12 protein-coding genes are annotated in these 16324 nt (G+C 53.5%); 7 read left to right on the top strand and 5 right to left on the bottom strand.

From position 1 onward, the window contains the following. The first annotated feature begins 22 nt into the window (after window positions 1–22). The 4 genes from P0592_RS19365 to P0592_RS20305 all read left to right on the top strand — a co-directional run bounded on the left by P0592_RS19365 (window position 23) and on the right by P0592_RS20305 (window position 8479). Window positions 23–1729 carry a DUF4143 domain-containing protein gene (locus P0592_RS19365; RefSeq protein ID WP_276274289.1) on the top strand — a complete coding sequence of 569 codons (1707 nt, stop codon included), beginning with the start codon at window positions 23–25 and terminating at the stop codon, window positions 1727–1729. Between the two features lie 196 nt (window positions 1730–1925). Beyond that, the gene (locus P0592_RS19360; protein WP_276274288.1) at window positions 1926–5015 is read left to right on the top strand and encodes a site-specific DNA-methyltransferase; all 3090 of its coding nucleotides are present in this window, start codon (window positions 1926–1928) and stop codon (window positions 5013–5015) included. Then, window positions 5005–8208, top strand: coding sequence for a DEAD/DEAH box helicase family protein (locus tag P0592_RS19355; RefSeq protein WP_276274287.1), 3204 nt, complete (start codon window positions 5005–5007; stop codon window positions 8206–8208). Before P0592_RS19360 ends, P0592_RS19355 begins: the two co-directional genes overlap by 11 nt. Further along, on the top strand, window positions 8171–8479 hold the full coding sequence (locus tag P0592_RS20305) for a DUF8139 family protein (RefSeq protein ID WP_473092248.1): 309 nt from the start codon (window positions 8171–8173) through the stop codon (window positions 8477–8479). Before P0592_RS19355 ends, P0592_RS20305 begins: the two co-directional genes overlap by 38 nt. 108 nt (window positions 8480–8587) lie before the next feature. Here the strand turns inward: P0592_RS20305 and P0592_RS19350 are convergent, their stop codons facing one another. Both P0592_RS19350 and P0592_RS19345 read right to left on the bottom strand, forming a co-directional pair. Next, complete coding sequence (locus P0592_RS19350; protein WP_276274286.1) at window positions 8588–9601, bottom strand: hypothetical protein; 1014 nt, start codon at window positions 9599–9601, stop codon at window positions 8588–8590. A 204-nt stretch (window positions 9602–9805) separates the two neighbouring features. Continuing rightward, window positions 9806–10351 carry a hypothetical protein gene (locus P0592_RS19345; RefSeq protein ID WP_276274271.1) on the bottom strand — a complete coding sequence of 182 codons (546 nt, stop codon included), beginning with the start codon at window positions 10349–10351 and terminating at the stop codon, window positions 9806–9808. 314 nt (window positions 10352–10665) lie between these two features. Between P0592_RS19345 and P0592_RS19340 the strand changes: the two genes are divergently transcribed. Further along, window positions 10666–11694 (top strand): Cdc6/Cdc18 family protein, encoded by a 1029-nt coding sequence (locus tag P0592_RS19340; protein ID WP_276274270.1) that lies wholly within the window; start codon window positions 10666–10668, stop codon window positions 11692–11694. Window positions 11695–11712: 18 nt separating this feature from the next. On the opposite strand, the gene P0592_RS19335 is transcribed toward P0592_RS19340, so the two are convergent. The 3 genes from P0592_RS19335 to P0592_RS19325 form a co-directional block, all read right to left on the bottom strand. Next, window positions 11713–12399, bottom strand: a complete 687-nt coding sequence (locus P0592_RS19335) for an SOS response-associated peptidase (RefSeq protein WP_276274269.1) — start codon at window positions 12397–12399, stop codon at window positions 11713–11715. A gap of 110 nt (window positions 12400–12509) precedes the next feature. Further along, window positions 12510–13274: a hypothetical protein gene (locus tag P0592_RS19330; protein WP_276274285.1), complete on the bottom strand. Its 765-nt coding sequence runs from the start codon at window positions 13272–13274 to the stop codon at window positions 12510–12512. Window positions 13275–13437: 163 nt separating this feature from the next. Further along, window positions 13438–14268: a hypothetical protein gene (locus tag P0592_RS19325; protein ID WP_276274284.1), complete on the bottom strand. Its 831-nt coding sequence runs from the start codon at window positions 14266–14268 to the stop codon at window positions 13438–13440. Between the two features lie 50 nt (window positions 14269–14318). Between P0592_RS19325 and P0592_RS19320 the strand changes: the two genes are divergently transcribed. Beyond that, the gene (locus P0592_RS19320; RefSeq protein WP_276274266.1) at window positions 14319–14480 is read left to right on the top strand and encodes a hypothetical protein; all 162 of its coding nucleotides are present in this window, start codon (window positions 14319–14321) and stop codon (window positions 14478–14480) included. Between the two features lie 904 nt (window positions 14481–15384). Then, the gene (locus P0592_RS19315; protein WP_276274265.1) at window positions 15385–16323 is read left to right on the top strand and encodes a hypothetical protein; all 939 of its coding nucleotides are present in this window, start codon (window positions 15385–15387) and stop codon (window positions 16321–16323) included. Window position 16324: the final 1 nt, after the last annotated feature.

Here is a 16324-nt window from a genome sequence, read left to right as displayed (position 1 = left end):
TATGCCGGGGTCAAGTTCCTCTATGACAGACCCATCTGACGGTTCTGATTTCATCGCAGACGCTGAATGGCATAACGAATGGTGGGATACAGGCAATGGTTCACTATCTGAGTTAGAACAAACCGCTTCTCTAGACCCACGATCAGACTTACTCAAAGTACTGCAGTCCATTGATGACGAGCGAGAAGACGGTACTGAGAGTCTCGTATATCCCATTTACGGACCGACCGGAATCGGCAAAACGACGCTTCTTCAGCAATTCATCGCTGCAATCCTTGATTCAGACACCGTTGACTTCTCTCCCGGCCATCGTGATTTAGATATTGTCGGATCCGTTGATCCACGCCAGATTCTCTATGTCCCTCTTGAGGATTCTCTCTACCATCTCGAACCTTCAAGCAGCGCTGTGGAAAAACTGGAAAACGTTATCGACTATTTCCGTTCTCACGTCGCCCCACGTCGGGGTCGTAAGTACATCATCCTCGACGATATTGGGGCTCTGCGACTCGACGAAGATGAACAGAGCGCTCTTCTAGACCTCGTAGATGATGATACCTATCTATTGCTCACCGGCATTGTAGAATCGCAGGTTGACCTACGTGGGACCTCGGCCTCAAGCGATGCCAAAATCAATTATCCTCGTGCGATGCTGCCGATGAAGTTCATCGACACCATCAAGCAGGGAGCTTATGATGACTCTGCGTTACTCGAAACGGACCCTGATTTTGCTCTTCGTGTGGAGTCGCATCAAACGAGGAGTATGGACGGGGAGGCATTGATAAAGGATGTCCGAAGTAATTTGTCGGAATCGGAAAACTTGGACGACGCGGTCGCGTCGCTGAATCAGCTTTGCTTTGAAGCCTTCTCCGACGTTGAGCGAGATGGCCTGTATGAGGCCGCTCGGGAGTACCTGCAGAAAGGTGGAATCTTCCTACGCGCTACGGAAACTCCGGTCAAAAACGAGCTCATCCGATCTCACCTCCTCCTGTATCTCTACAAGGAACTCGCAGAGTATGAATCGATTCAACGACCAGAGAACCTCCATCGAATCGCTTCATTAGCTGCGAGCCAAGCTGGGAATGAGCTTCGATATACGGACATCAGCGATCAGCTGGAAGTCGATCGGCGGACTATCGATTCGTACCTATCCGTCCTGGATGACGGACTCTCCGTTTCGGAATCCCACGACTTCTCACTTCAACGCCACCGTCGTACACGACTCTATCTCCGGAATCCGCGCCATGTTGTACTTCTGTCTCAACGTCAGGAACACCACGGATTCGAGACCTACGAGAAGACGCAATCGCTCAATCACGAGTTCGAGTACAAGCTAGCTCGAACCGTCGCGTTCGACCATGCTAAGCGACTGGCGTGGAGGGTTGGCGGCTCGGGTGACGAGGACCCTCAGGTCGAATACTTCGAGACTGAGTCGGGGACCGTCGACTACATCCTCCACAATGAGGATGGGGTAACTGTCCCGTTCGTTCTCTCTTATCATCCACACGCAGGGAATGCTGATGAAATCGCAGTGGAATTCGATCCTACTGTCGGGAAGCACCCGAAACCCGGCGGAGAGGAGCTTCTCGACCTCGATTACGAAGCTCCCTACAGGTTCATCATTGCGGATAGTCTGCCAAAGGAAGTGACGCAGTCGGGTTCACTCGTTGTAGAGCGAGATGGCGTCAACCTCTGTTACATTCCCTACTGGCTGTTCCTCCTCATTTGCTAACCATGAGATGTACCACCCCAGAACCGAACGGATATTTTTACAACGGCTGGTCAGAAATACTGCAACATAGCCTCATACGGATGGTCAAATACCATACGGAAGACGGAGTTGAAGAACGACTATCCGACAGGAACATTGGGATTGCGATCCTCGGTGCATATCAGTCTGATCGGCCCCTCCAATCACGAACCTAATCATGTCTACGCAAGTTACACGAGACGAAAATCGAGAACAGCTTCAGGAACTGCTACGGGATCTCTTCCAGTTCGACGCTTCCGATCTGGACTTTGGTGTCTACCGCATACTGAACCAGCGTCGAGACCGAATTGAGCAGTTCATCGAAGACGATCTTCTTGACGCCGTCGACGAGAGTCTCGAATCTCTGGCCGATGCGAAGCGCGCCGAGATCGAGGAGGAACTCGAAGAGAAAGCCGAAGAACTCCAGAAGGGATGGGAAGATGATATTTTCAACCCCGATGGGTCACTGAAAGACCAGTACGCGAACCTCGGACAAAAAGATCTAGAGGAGTATCAGGACCTCTGGGAGACTCGGGAAGAGGTCGCCGTCGCTGAGGAGACGGAAGCCCGTATCTTCAACGACCTGTATCGGTTCTTCTCTCGATACTACGAGGACGGGGACTTCCACACCAAGCGGCGTATCTCCTCAAAGGACTCGAAATTCTACGTCCCGTACAACGGGGAAGAGACGTACTTCCACTGGGCGAACAACGACCAGTACTACGTCAAAACGGGTGAGCACTTCACAGACTATCGGTTTGAGACCGATGAGTGGACCGTCGAGTTCCGCCTAAGGCAGGCAGATATTCCACAGGATAACCTCAAAGGGGACAGTCGATACTTTATGCTCGGCCGGGAGGAGCCGGTTTCAACAGACTCTGACGAACAGACGGTGACAATCTGGTTCCAATACCGGCAAATCACCGAAAACGAGGCCGACGATTACGTCGAGGCGTATAACGAGACTACGGGCAACGACCGAAGCTCCTTCGCGCACATGACACCCGAGATGCGGTGTGATGCTCTCGAAGGACGTATCCTAGGCCACGTCGAGGACGAAGGAGTCGAACGTATTCTCACCACTGAGAAGGACGATGGTGCGGGCTCCACCGTGCTAAATAGCCACCTTACGCGGTACGTCTCTGAGAACTCTATGGACTACTTCGTCCACAAGGATCTCCAGAAGTTCCTTGAGGGCGAACTTGAGTTCTTCCTTCAGAACGAGGTTCTCGACGTCGACGAACTGATTAAGGCTGATGACGGGCCGTCTCCACCGATGCTGCGGGCTCGTACGGTGCGAAATATCGCAGAACGCATCATTTCGTTCCTTGCGCAGATAGAGGACTTCCAAAAGCGACTCTTCGAGAAGAAGAAGTTCGTCGTGCAGACCGACTATATGGTCACGCTCGACCAGGTCCCTGACGACCTCTACGACGTTATACTCGAAAACGATGAGCAGCTTGAACAGTGGCAGGATGTCTACAACACGGACCAGTGGGACACGGATCTAAAGTGGCAGGGTGAGTTCGACCAGACTTTCCTGAACAATCACCCCTATGTGATGATCGACACCGCGCTGTTCAACTATGAGTTCAAATTGAAACTCCTGTCCACCTTCGAGAATATCGAAGAGTCCACAGATGGTGTTCTGGTAAATAGCGAAAACTTCCAAGCACTAAATCTCCTCATACAGAAGTACCGGAACGAAGTCGACTGTACGTATATTGATCCACCGTACAATACGGGCGGGAAAAGTTTCCCGTACAAAGACAACTATCAGCACTCGTCATGGCTTTCCATGATGAACGATCGTCTCCATCTAGGTCGATCTATTCTCTCCCCCGACGGCGCGATATTCGTCAATATTGACGACAATGAGCAGTCGAGGCTGAAGCTGCTTCTCAATCAGGTATTTGGAGAGGATAACTTCGTGAGCCAAATATCGTGGCAGAAAAGATATACTCGTAGTAATAATACGGACCAGTTCACCTCTGTAATAGATTACCTGTTAGCTTACAGTAAGACAGACCAATTTCAAGAATGTCTGTTTCCTCGAGAGGACGAGGCAGACGAGCGGTATGACAATCCAGATAATGATGATAGAGGTCCCTGGAAGGCTATCCCATTTACCAATCCACGTTCCGCTAATGATCGCCCTCAACTCTCATACCCAATAACAAATCCCAACACGGGAGAAACAACTGTCCCTACTGGCGAGCAGAAAGCTTGGAGACGTTCGGAAGAAGAATTCGAAAAACTCGTCGAAGAGGATAAAATTTGGTGGGGCCAAGATGGAGAATCTGAAATACCCGATATGAAACTATTCCTATCAGAAGTTAGGGATGGGATGACTCCAATCAACTTCTGGGATTACGAATTTGCGAGCCACACTGATGCCGCAACTTCGGAACTTAAATCGCTATTTGAATACAGTACTTTTGACACTCCTAAGCCAACTCAGCTAATAAAGCGAGTCATCCAAGTTACTGCGAGAGACTTGCCTAATGCGACTGTAGCAGACTTCTTCGCTGGGTCAGGTACCACCGCTCAAGCTGTGATGGAAATGAACGCTGAGGAAGAATCTAATCGGGAGTATCTGATTACAGAGATGGGCGAATATTTTGACAGTCTTGTTCGTCCACGTATTCAAAAAATCGCCTTTAGTCAAAATTGGTCAGAAGGGGTTCCACAAAATCGCAACGGTCAGACACACTTGGTGAAATACCACCGTCTTGAATCCTACGAGGATGCACTCAACAATATTATTCTGAATGAATCCAGCGGTCCCCTGCAGGATTACTTGGAGGAAGAAGTGGACGACTATACGTCGGGATATATGCTTGATTTTGAGTCACAAGACAGCGCTTCCCTTGTACCCGAAAGTACGTTCGAGGAGCCGTTCAGCCACGAATTGAAGATCGAACAGAACGGAGCAAGCCGAGAGCCCACGACCGTTGACCTCGTCGAGACGTTCCACTACCTCATCGGAGCTGATGTCCGACAGTACTGGCACGAGACGCATCAGGATCGAAATTACGTTGTGACCGAGTGTGAGGTCGATACTGAATCAGGGGTTGAAACAGTCCTCACAGCGTGGCGACGGACGGAGGACATTGACTACGAAGAAGAGAAAAATTGGTTCGACGACGAATTCAACAGCGAATCGTACGATCGCGTCTACGTGAACGGCGAGAGCCAGATTGCGCAGGCAGAACCGCTCGAAATCACGTTCCGAGAAAAGATGGAGGAAAGCCCCGATGTCGCGTAGTGCGCTTGAGAAGCTACGGAAGCGAATGGCGTTGACCGCCTACTTCCGTGACGCCTTCGGCGTCGACGACCCGAACGACCCCAGCTCAGTCCGCCAATACTACGAGGAACTGGACAACCAAGAAGAGGGGTACGACGACGAAGGGCGTAGTGACGTCTATCGGTTCGTCTCGTTCAAATCCGATGGTGAGGTTCTGACGCCTGAACAGTTGCTTCAGTACGACGAGAACGTCAGATCACACACCGAAGCACTCAACGAACGGCGATCTGACCCGATCACGCTGAAGCCGTTCCAGGTGCTGGCGTGTCTGGTGACGGAGGCGTATCTCGATAGAGTGGTGAACAATCGAGAAGCGTTTCTGGCCAACCTCAACGAGTTTGTCAACGAGCAGAACGAGGAAAAAGGACGGATCAAGTTCCCCAAGTTCGATGATAGTGACCTCGACAAACTGGCGTTCTGGATGGCAACGGGCAGTGGGAAGACACTGCTCATGCACATCAACTACTACCAGTACCTCGATTACGTAGAGGGCTCGGAGGACCTCCCAGAGAACATACTCCTTGTGACACCGAATGAAGGCCTCTCGGAGCAGCACATCGAGGACCTGCGCGAGAGTAGCATTCCGTGCCACCACTTCAATGCTGATACTATCGAACTGCAAGGCGCCGGCAAAAATCCGGTTAAGGTCATCGAGATACAGAAATTGGTCGAAGAGAAGGAAGGCGAGGGCCTCAGCATAGAAGTCGAATCATTCGGACACAACAATCTGGTCCTCGTCGACGAAGGGCACAAGGGATCTGGAAAGGGCCAGACGTGGCGGAAGCTTCGCGAGAGTCTCGCCGAAGACGGGTTTACTTTCGAATACAGTGCGACGTTCGGGCAGGCACTTTCGAAGGCAAGCGTCGATGTTGAAGAAGAGTACGGGAAGTCGATCCTCTTCGACTATTCGTATCCCCGGTTCTACGATGACGGATACGGGAAGGACTACCATATTGTGAATCTGGAGAGTGAGGTCGATACTGACCTCCGTGATCGGTATCTGCTTGCGAATCTCCTTACCTACTACGAGCAGATTCACGTGTTCAACCAAGACCCAGATACGGTCCGGAACACGTATAATATCAAATTCCCACTTCTGGTCTTCATTGGCCACACGGTGAACGCAGCGACACAATCCGAGGTCAGCAAAAACGAGGACCGGACCCTCACCGACGTCGAGAAGTCGTTGAACTTCATGGCTAAAGTTCTCAGAAACGAGGACAATTGGGTACCCGAGGCTATCGACCGCGTTCTTCAGAAGGACGCCGGGTTGGTCGACGATGATGAGATCGATCCGTTTGGCGACGCGCTTGAAGCGCTCCGCGACACCGATCTCGACGGCGAGGATATCTACGATCAGCTACTGGAGGAGATGTTCCACGTTCGTGCGTCGTCCGGCCTGGATCTTGTCAACATCGAGAATGCAGACGGGGAGATCGGTCTTCGGGCGAGCGGGACAGATGATTACTTTGGTGTGATTAATATCGGTGGGGACCGGGTGTTCCTCGACCGAGTCGAAGGTGAGTACGAGCACATCACCGTTGAATCAGACCAGTTCAAGAAATCGCTCTTCCGTTCCATCAACAAGCGCGACTCACCGATTAACGTGCTTATGGGGTCGCGAAAGTTCATCGAGGGATGGGACTCTTGGCGTGTTTCCACGATGGGCCTAATGAACTTCGGGCGGGGAGAAGGGTCTCAAGTCATCCAGCTCTTCGGGAGAGGAGTCCGACTTCTGGGAAAAGACCGAACGCTCAAACGGTCTTCAGAACTTGAAGTAGACCCGCCATCGAACCTTCCGCTTCTGGAGACGCTGAACGTCTTCGGCGTTCGTGCCGATTACATGGCGCAGTTCCGGGACTACCTCTCCGATGAGGGGATCGACACCGAGCCGCGTGAAGTCGTAGAGATCGAGACTCAAACCCAGGACCATTTCCAGAACCAGGGATTGTTAGTTGTACGACCAGAGGTTGATTCTGAGTACGTCGACGAGGTCAACCTAGAGCTTGAAGCTACAGGCGATATCACGCCCGAGATAGACATTATGCCCCAAGTTGGGGTACTGTCGTCCCGTGATGAATCCGCGAACGAGGTTGATGAGAAAGAGCCTCAGACAATCCCAGAAGAGTATCTCGACTTATTGGACTGGCACGAGATCTACCGAAAGGTCTGGCAGTTCCGCAAAGAGAAGGGATACCGGAATCTGGTCTGTGAGAAGAGAATACTGCAAAAGATCCTCTCCAACGAGTATTATACGCTGTACTGCCCGGAGTCAATGCTCGAGGTTGAGCACGTCGACGACCTTGAGCAGATACAGCAGATTGCCGTGATGATTCTCCGGAAATACATCAAGGAGTTCTATTCTGGACGACAGAGCAATTGGGAACAGAGCCAGCTGTCCTACGTCCCGATGGACGATGAGCTAACTCGCGAACAGGGGAATTTCTTCGATAGGTACACGCTGTCAGTCAAAACGAGCGCCGAGGACTTCCTGAGCGAACTGCAGGAAGCAGTCGAGGACGACTCGTTGTACACAAATGCTGACGGGAAACCGAATCGAGTTCATTTCGACCGCCACCTGTATCTCCCGCTTATCGCTGAGGAGACAAGTATTGACGAAGAGGACATCGACTATTCGCCACCACCGCTGAACAAAGGCGAGAAACGGCTCGTGACAAATCTAAAAAGCTATTTCCAATCCCCCGACGGCCAGAATATCCTCGATTCATGGGAGGTATATCTTCTCAGAAATCAATCACGGGGGAAAGGCGTCGGGTTGCTCAGCGATGGGAATCGGTTCTTCCCGGACTTCATTATGTGGCTTCAGAACGGAGACACTCAGCACATTGTTTTCCTGGAACCGCACGGTATGGTTCGAGAAGGAGAGCCAGTGGAAGACCACCGCGTTAAATTCTATGACGGAATCGATTCGTACGAGAGTGAACTAGCAGAGCGGACGGGCAAGGACCACGTCTCCCTACATTCCTACGTCATCTCCCAGACGAATTTGAACGACCTTCGAGACTTGTCGCGGGTGGACACTCGCGAAGAGTTCCACGAGGCAGGACTCTACTTCCCAAACGAGGTTAGCCAGATCGTAGAAGACGTGCTCGAAAGTGCGTCTGCAGAATCGCAGGAAACGACCGCCGAATAACGAGAACGGAGTTTATCCATTGAAGGACATTCCCCAACCTGCTTCTGAGCCGTATTCGGTGTCGGACGTAGTGCGTATCTATCTCGGTCCTGATGATCCAGATAGCCGATACCATGGAATGATTTGCGAGATCACGGAAGTTGCGATTGATGACTTAGATTCTCAAACTGGTCGGTCGTTAGATGCGTATACGTATACTGTCCAATCTCTGGAAACAGAGGAGGAACTTCCAATTTCATTCCGTCACCGCGACTTAGTCCCAGCAGAGTGAATTAGCAGAAAAGAGTTCAAAATCTGAGAGATAGTGGTTAAGAACAGGACTGGACTTTTTCTTGGTGACTACCACAACTGAAAACGGTCTCTGGAGTAGAGTTCTATATTAGAACGGGAGGTTCTCGACGAAGTCGTTCACTGATTGTAGAAATCGATCCTGTCGCCTCTCTGCCTTCCTGAGGGTCTCTTCTTGCAACTGATCAAGCTCCCAGAGCATATAGTCGAGCTCTCCATCAGCGACATAGCCAACGATCTCCTCCACATCGTTCTGAACCCATTGCCGTGTTTCCTCTTTATCCAAATCCGTCTCAACCGTCTGAGCGTCAGAGACGACTATGGTTGTGACCTCCCCCACGGTACGGTCTATGGCCAGGCCGGACCCTTCAGCGAAGGCAACTCTGATTCCCCAGTGGATCTGACTTAGCACCCAAGCATACGCCCTCCAGCCGATGGACCGTCCAACGACATTGATTAGCTGCTGATTCACCCAGCCGGTGGCACCGAATGCAACCCGATACGATGCTCCAATGCCGGTGACGAGAAGAACAACCTCGACCACGGCCAAAGCCACACACTTGAAAAATTTCACGTAGGCGCTTTCAGCGACCTGTTCATCACGCTCGAGTGATTTGTGAATCGAGCAGCCAGAGTCAAGGACACCTTTGATGCTCCCGATCAAGGGGATGTATTTCGTAATGTTCCGGGCGTCTTCAGCGAAGCTTTCCAGCCTACCGGCCACTGAATCGGCGAAAACATCGAGTTCGCTGACGAAGTATACGATATCTTGGAGATATTCAAGAATCCAATTGTACGCCTCTGGGTTCTGTTTGAGATTCGATAAGCTGATTTGCTCTAACTGACTTAGAAATCCAGCATCGGCGGAGTGTTCCTCGTCTTCCTGGTCAGCTAGCTTCCCATATGCATAGCAAACGAAATTGACGGCCTCCCCGACCTCGTCCTCAAGATCTTTCCTCCCCCAATCGTCGTCGAAGAAGTCTACAACAGCAAGCCCAAATTCATCGATAAACCCGTGAGAGGAGCTCGCAGCAGAGATCGTAGGGAAACGAACGGTTGCAGCAGAAATTGATGCAGCTGATTTGAGGTACGTCCTTCGATCCATTTGTTGATAATTAGCTTTGTTTCCTGAGTCAAGGCCGACTATACAGCAGCACCAAAGAACAGGTCATGAATGAAATTCGCTAACCATGCGACTACTCCGAGATAAGCGGACAGCCCACTCAGAACAACGAATACTACAATAAGAGCAATCACTAGACGCCAGTTATCTGGTTGCAGGTTCCTCGATCGGCTCCGTCGACGCATGCTATATCAATAACTGGCCGAGGATTCGTTTGAGATCAGAGTTCTCGGTATATCCTCCTTCTTCAAGTTCGGTATCAGTCAGGATCCGCTCTTCAGGCGTCGAACCAGATCCGCCCCCACCCCAACGTGAGGATAGAGCCCGTCGAATGATTCCACCGGCGATGGTGAGGAATAGCTCAATAGCAACGACGAAGGCTGCAGTAGCGAGCGTGTACAGTACTGCTGCTTCAAGGTGTGTTGCACTCATATTCGCCATCGACGTTTTCTCGTAGATGAGCAGGAGCTCAACTCCTCCAAGAAAGGCAGCTACTAGGGTTAGAACGCTCCACGCGAATAACGTCATACGTTCCTGCATCGAACAGCGAATCGCTGCGCCGAGCGTTCCAAGCGCACCGACCACGAGCAGTGACGTAGTGATCGAATCAAATCCTCTCTCTGGGAGAAGTCGCCAGTATCCGATTGTCACGAATAGTACACCCACTACGAAGATCGCATGTCGTGGGGCAAGGCTGTAGTTCCATTTGAGCCAATCGGGAACTGCGAGCATACGTACTACATACAAGACATAGTTAATAAATTATTCGGATAGAAACATCCCAAAGGAGTAATTATTGAAACTAGCGTGAGTCAAGAGTGTCAAAGTTAACCAACAGAGTGAGCAATGCGACAATTTGTTGGTTAATCTGAATGGGTGGCAGAAGCCACGTTTTCCTAGAACTTCCGGAAAGCTGAGTTCGGATTAGAGCAGAATAAGCCGCGCAGAGAGGAAAATCGATACTGATGAGCTGTAGGAATATGCTTTCCTGAAACAACCCAAATACGCTTATATATCCTGCCACAGAAGGATTTCCTCAACCACAGATGATCCGCGATGCTCGTGTACTCCGGGCCGGGTTCGTTCCTCGGGAAGTTGAGCATCGCGACGCCGAAGTCAACCACCTCTCCAGCGTCCTCGAGCCAATCACGAACGGTGAACCCGCCGACACCGCTATTGTCACAGGACCCAGCGGCACTGGCAAGACCTGCATCTCGAAGTTCGTCACGGAACGGCTCCGCGAAGAGGTCCTCGACGTCGAGGCCATCTACGTCAACTGCTGGCGTAACTACACCCGATTTCGGACGCTCTACCAGATCCTCGACGACCTCGGCGCGACCATCGACATCCACCGGCAGTCGACGCCCCACGACGAACTCGTCGATCGCCTCCAGCAGCATGACGGCCCGCGAACCGTCGTCATCCTCGACGAGGTCGACCAGCTCGAAGACCCCAGCGTCATCTACGACCTCCACAGCCTCCCGCAGTTCGCGATCATCTGCATCGCGAACAAGGAGGAGGAGCTGTTCAGCCGCGTCGACGACCGCCTCGTGAGCCGGCTGCGCTCCAGCGAACACGTCCGGATGGACAAGTACCACGACGAGCAGTTGTTCGACATTCTGAGTGCGCGGGCGAAGTGGGGACTCGATGAGGACGTCATCACCGACGACCAACTCTATCGCATCGCCGACGCGGCCGCCGGCGACGCCCGCCTCGCAATCGGCATCCTTCGAACGGCCGCCGGCAAGGCAGATCGCGAGAACCACGAGCGCATCACCGACGACATTCTCCTGGACGCTGCCGAGGATGCTCGGGCCCAAATCAAGCAGAAGAGCCTCGACTCACTCACCCCCCATCAGCGAGTTGTCTACGACATCGTTCGCGAGCACGGCCCGGTCGGACCGAGCGAGATTCACGAGCGCTATTCCGAGGAGGTCGATGACCCACGGACGAAGCGGACTATCCGCACGTACCTCTCGAAGATGGAGCAATACAACCTCCTCGAGGCGGAGGGGACGAGTCGGGATCGAGAGTACTCGCTCGTCGATTCGGCGGCGGCGTCGCCGATGCAGTGACCGTGACCCCGTCAGCTATCAGGAACTGAACTCGCCGAGGGCCGATTGCTCGTGGTCCAGCGGCTCGATGACCTGGGGATCGTCGTTACCGGGGTTGTTGACTCGCGTCGAAATCTCGTAGGCGTCCAGATCGTCCTTCGGATACGGCTGGCACAGTTCCTTGCGGGTGTCCGGGTCTGCGGCGAGCCAGTCAGATTCCGCGTCCTTTGGGAGGACGACCGGCATCCGGTCGTGGATTGAGTTCATCAGGTCGTTCGGCTCCGTCGTGAGAATCGTGACGCACGAGATCGTCTCGTCGTTGCCCTCCCAGACGTCCCAGAGCCCGGCCATCGCGAACGCGGGGTCGTCCTCGCGAAAAATCCGGTAGGGCTGTTTCGACCCGCCGTTCGGCGATTTCCACTCGTAGAATCCTGACGAGGGGACGAGGCAGGGACGTGATTCCCACGCCCGCTCGAAGACGCGTTTCTCGTCGGCAGTCTCCGAGCGAGCGTTGATGATGCCCTCCTCGGGTTCATCCGCCCAGAACGGAATCAGCCCCCAGTGGTAGGCGTCGATGTCGTCTGGAGCCTCGTTCGTAATGATGAAGAGGTCCTCGCCAGGCGCGATGTTGTATCGGGGTGTGTACCCGCCGTCTGCGGCGACCTCGGCGTCGAAGCGAGCCTCGAGGTCAGCCTGGTCGATGAAGAGCGAGTTTCGGCCACACATACATCCGGGTCCGACCGGGAGAGTCTTCAACGTATCTGGAAAGTGAAGGGCTGGTTCTGTTGCTCCCTCGTTTGACGGTTGATTTGGGAATTATCAGTAAGTACAGCCAACTAATCGATGATCGAGTCAGACCAATCATGACTGCACTCACTACACTCAAACTGGACCGGAATTTGGTGGATTATCGAACCCCGAACTTGGAGCAGGACATTGAGGCTATCGAAAGCTGGCACGAGGATATCTGAACGCTGGTAGAGGAGTTTAGTAGAGCGCTGTCTGCAGTTCAATCTCGCTGAGTCCGGACATGGACTCGCCGACACCGTAGGCCAGCTGAAGGAACTTCTGGACATCAGTTCCTGGTTCGACCTCGTACGTCCGGACGGATTGGCGCATGCCAGCCAGTTCTGCAGGTCCTCCGGTAGGAAGTGCTTCCTGTTGAACCTGCGCGGGGTCTCCGCCCATTTGACTTCCCGGTGGTGGGGGTAGCCGAACTCGTCCATGCAGTCGCTGTCCCAGTTCATCTCGTACTCGCCGGTGACTTTTCCAAGGCTGTACACCATGTTGCGGCCGACGTACAGCCAGATGGGAGTTCCAACCGGGACGTCGCGGAACCGCAGGATCTGTTCGGCGTAGTTCTGAGCCGTTCCCTCGTTTTTACCGGCCTCAACGTACGCCTCTGAAAGTTCGTCCTTAGTGATGTTCTCGATGACCTCGGTCTCTGGCTCGAGAATCCCGGCGTTGAAGGGGTCATCATCGATGAACGAGATCGCCGCCATGTCGTTGTCAGTCAGGTAGTTCGCGAACTCGTACCGTCGCTTGAACCCTTCCTCGTGCGAGTCTTTCCAGTGCCCCGAATTCACTTTGGCCAGTTGCATCGTATCACATTCCTTGATACTCCATTATTATTAATGTTCCCCTATAATTTTCCATCTTAGTCCATGTTTTGCCATGTTTCGTGAATTCTAACGGTGGATCCGTGGGGGTGAGTCAGAGGGGTTAGGAGAGGCTCGAGTTCAGAAAAAGCAGACTAGAGTCCGACTAGTTGATCCGTCGGAGAAAGACCTCAACGGTCATCCCAAATAGGATTCCGGCACCATGGGCGACGATGTTCTTCAGACCGCCTGACGAGCTGGTGATCTCAGTGGGCAATGCTGCAGCGAAGGCGAACGTACTCACGAGCGCAGCGATAACTAGAATCCCGCTTAGACGACGATTCTTATACCCCCAATCGGAGAGCTGCTCGGGGTGGGACACATACTTTGTCCGGGTTCCTGCAAACACTGCTATCAGGGCTAGCACTCCAAATCCGAGGATAATGTATCGGGAGGTTAGAGCTCCAAGGCCCATGAACAGGTAGGCGAAGTAGAGTCCCACGGACAGCATTGCGACTTTTTCCTCCTGCTCTTGGGCAAATGTCTGGAGAATCGTCATCACCAGGAACCCGTCTACTGCACCGACAACACCTGAGAACCCGCGATCATTCTGGATTTGTAGACCGAGGACTTCGTGGAACGCCAGATAACTGCTGATACTAGCGGTAAGTGCGCCGAGAGTTAGCAGTATCAGGAATCCGGTCCAGAATCTCCGTCTCTGGTTCCTATGGATGTAGAGTGCCCAGCACGGGAGGACCAGAATTGTATAACCTACGATGTTCCCTATGAGGTGGCCGTCACCGGGTTTGTGTTCGTGGACCAGCGAGTTCGTCCAGAACGTGTGGAGCGCCGGATTCGTGTGATCAAGGACCAGATGATGCTGGAACGATATCGGGGTCAAATAGTAGATGACAGCAAGGATAAGCGGGATTGAGAGAAGAGTGAGGACCTCTCCCGCTTGCAGGGGAGTTACTCGGATTCGTCGATCCAGTTCCATCAATTGACATCGATGAAGTCTGTTATTAAGAGAGTTTTCCAGTATTTGCTTTGGTCGAATCGGCTGAACAGGTTACTCTGGGGGTTTTCCTTTCGGTTCAGTTCCTGAAGAGGCCGAACTTCGACCCGTTCCAGGTCTACATCGTTCTCTTCCAGGTTCTCGGTAAGTATGCAAACCCACGTACCGGCTGTTTCACTGCAGATGGAATGTGACCAAGAGAGTTTCTGCAGAGCCGAAAAGGCTCTGAATCGTGCGATCAGAGCTCGGTCGGGGACAGTAGCTCACAGAGAACAGCTGCTTGGTCAAGAAGTGCGTCGAAGAGCCGTTCAGTCGGCCGATATAGCGCGTGGTGTTCATCAACAGAGTATGGGGTTTTCTCATCATCTGTGTGTGAGAGAAATCCGCACTCGAGAAGCGGAGCAAGGGTAGTATCCAGCGCAGTTCCGGAACGGCCAGATTCAGCTTCAAGAGTGTGTCGAGGGAACTCTGAAAGGAATCGCGTACAGCAACTCAGGACGTGAGCACGTCGATCAGCGAATAGTTCGTTGAGCGCAGTACGATGGGTACGTGTCCAATACTCGTCGAGTTTGACGTATGTACGAACGATAGGGGAAAGCTCGTTCAAGGAACCATTAGCGTGGACGATGCCAAGGTCGTTGAGCGCGTTGGTCTTTGGTGTCCAGAGACTCGTCGAGGGGATGGAGAACAGTTTGAAGCGCCTCGTGGTACCGCGAAGTGAGGAATTCCCCAGCAACAACGTGGGCATTCACGATATTTCGAGTTGGGTGCGTTGACTCGGGGTGATCGGGGTTTCGGTGGTCGACGTGGGTTCGTGGGTAGCTCATATAGCACCTCTTCCAACGTGGCGTTGAGCATTAACATACCGAGCAGTTAGCTCGAGAGTGTAGCTGTGGAGTGTTAACCAACATACTGCCGTCGATATGCGCCAGTGTTGGTTAACACGAAGAACGCACGATTCAGGAACTATTCTCGGAAACAGGATCCAAACGGAGACTACTCGGGACTGTACCGGGATTGGAGGGGATCACATCGAGTTTCCTGAAACGCGGAAGCGACACGCCGCGGCTTATCGGGAACGTAGACAACTAATCGAGTATGGGAGAACCCCCAACGTCGAACCGATTGGCGGTGGACCAGCCGACACGGGGCGCTGACCGCAATCGGTCCCTTGCTGACCAGGCCGATCCGACTACGGACGAGATGTTGTTGCCGTCACTCGGCGACGGCATCACGCTGCTCGACGTCGAGGGAGGCCGCAGCGTCCCGATCCTGCAGTCGCTCGTACTCGACCATCTCCTCCTGTACGACGGGCCCGCCTTCTGGGTCGACGCAAATGGTCACGCGACGACGACGACACTCGCTCAGATCGCGCCCAGTCAACGGTTGCTCAACCGAATCCACGTGGCACGCGGATTCACTGCCTACCAGCACTACGGCGCCGTCTGTGATCTCCCGACGGCAGTGAACAAGTCGATCCAGATGTCCACCACTGATGCCGGGACGGCCGGTCGAGGGGAACCGAGTCGTGACGAGGACACGTCGCCCCACACACCTGCCCTCATCGTCGCGCCGGCCGTCGACGTCCAGTACCGCGCCGACGATACCCTCGGCGAGACCCACGCGGGAACCCTTCAGGCTCGAACTCTCGCCCGGTTGGCGACCTACGCCGATGGGTACGACATCCCGGTGCTCGTTACGCGGACGCAGCGCGACGACTTCACGGCGCCGGTCGCGACGGCCGCCGACTACCACCTGGAGTGCGAGCAGACCCGGATGGGGCCACGAGTTGTCGGCGAGGACTTCAAGACGCTCGTCTATCCCGTCGACGACGGCGCGTACTACCAGACGACGTTCGCGTACTGGCGGCAACTGCTTGCGGCACGCGCCACGCAGGTCGGCGTGGAACCGACGACGCCAGCGCCGTCGACTCCGGAGGGCGTCGGAACGGGCGTCACCGCTGACGGTGAGACCGTGGCTACGACCGCGGATCCCTTGCTCGATGCGTGGACCGCGACCGGGACAGGAGGCCGATAGC

The sequence above is a fragment of the Haloarcula litorea genome (assembly GCF_029338195.1).
Lineage (GTDB): Archaea > Halobacteriota > Halobacteria > Halobacteriales > Haloarculaceae > Haloarcula > Haloarcula litorea.
The sequence above is the reverse complement of the archived record's forward strand: the minus strand, read 5'-3'. Positions and strand labels throughout refer to the sequence as shown.

Excerpts from the sequence above, each read along its gene's own strand:
- P0592_RS19335 (WP_276274269.1), bottom strand. The coding sequence starts at position 12,399 with ATGTGTGGCCGAAACTCGCTCTTCATCGACCAGGCTGACCTCGAGGCT.
- P0592_RS19365 (WP_276274289.1), top strand. The coding sequence starts at position 23 with ATGACAGACCCATCTGACGGTTCTGATTTCATCGCAGACGCTGAATGG.
- P0592_RS19345 (WP_276274271.1), bottom strand. The coding sequence starts at position 10,351 with ATGCTCGCAGTTCCCGATTGGCTCAAATGGAACTACAGCCTTGCCCCA.
- P0592_RS19360 (WP_276274288.1), top strand. The coding sequence starts at position 1,926 with ATGTCTACGCAAGTTACACGAGACGAAAATCGAGAACAGCTTCAGGAA.
- P0592_RS19350 (WP_276274286.1), bottom strand. The coding sequence starts at position 9,601 with ATGGATCGAAGGACGTACCTCAAATCAGCTGCATCAATTTCTGCTGCA.
- P0592_RS19325 (WP_276274284.1), bottom strand. The coding sequence starts at position 14,268 with ATGGAACTGGATCGACGAATCCGAGTAACTCCCCTGCAAGCGGGAGAG.
- P0592_RS19340 (WP_276274270.1), top strand. The coding sequence starts at position 10,666 with ATGATCCGCGATGCTCGTGTACTCCGGGCCGGGTTCGTTCCTCGGGAA.
- P0592_RS19315 (WP_276274265.1), top strand. The coding sequence starts at position 15,385 with ATGGGAGAACCCCCAACGTCGAACCGATTGGCGGTGGACCAGCCGACA.
- P0592_RS19355 (WP_276274287.1), top strand. The coding sequence starts at position 5,005 with ATGTCGCGTAGTGCGCTTGAGAAGCTACGGAAGCGAATGGCGTTGACC.
- P0592_RS19330 (WP_276274285.1), bottom strand. The coding sequence starts at position 13,274 with ATGCAACTGGCCAAAGTGAATTCGGGGCACTGGAAAGACTCGCACGAG.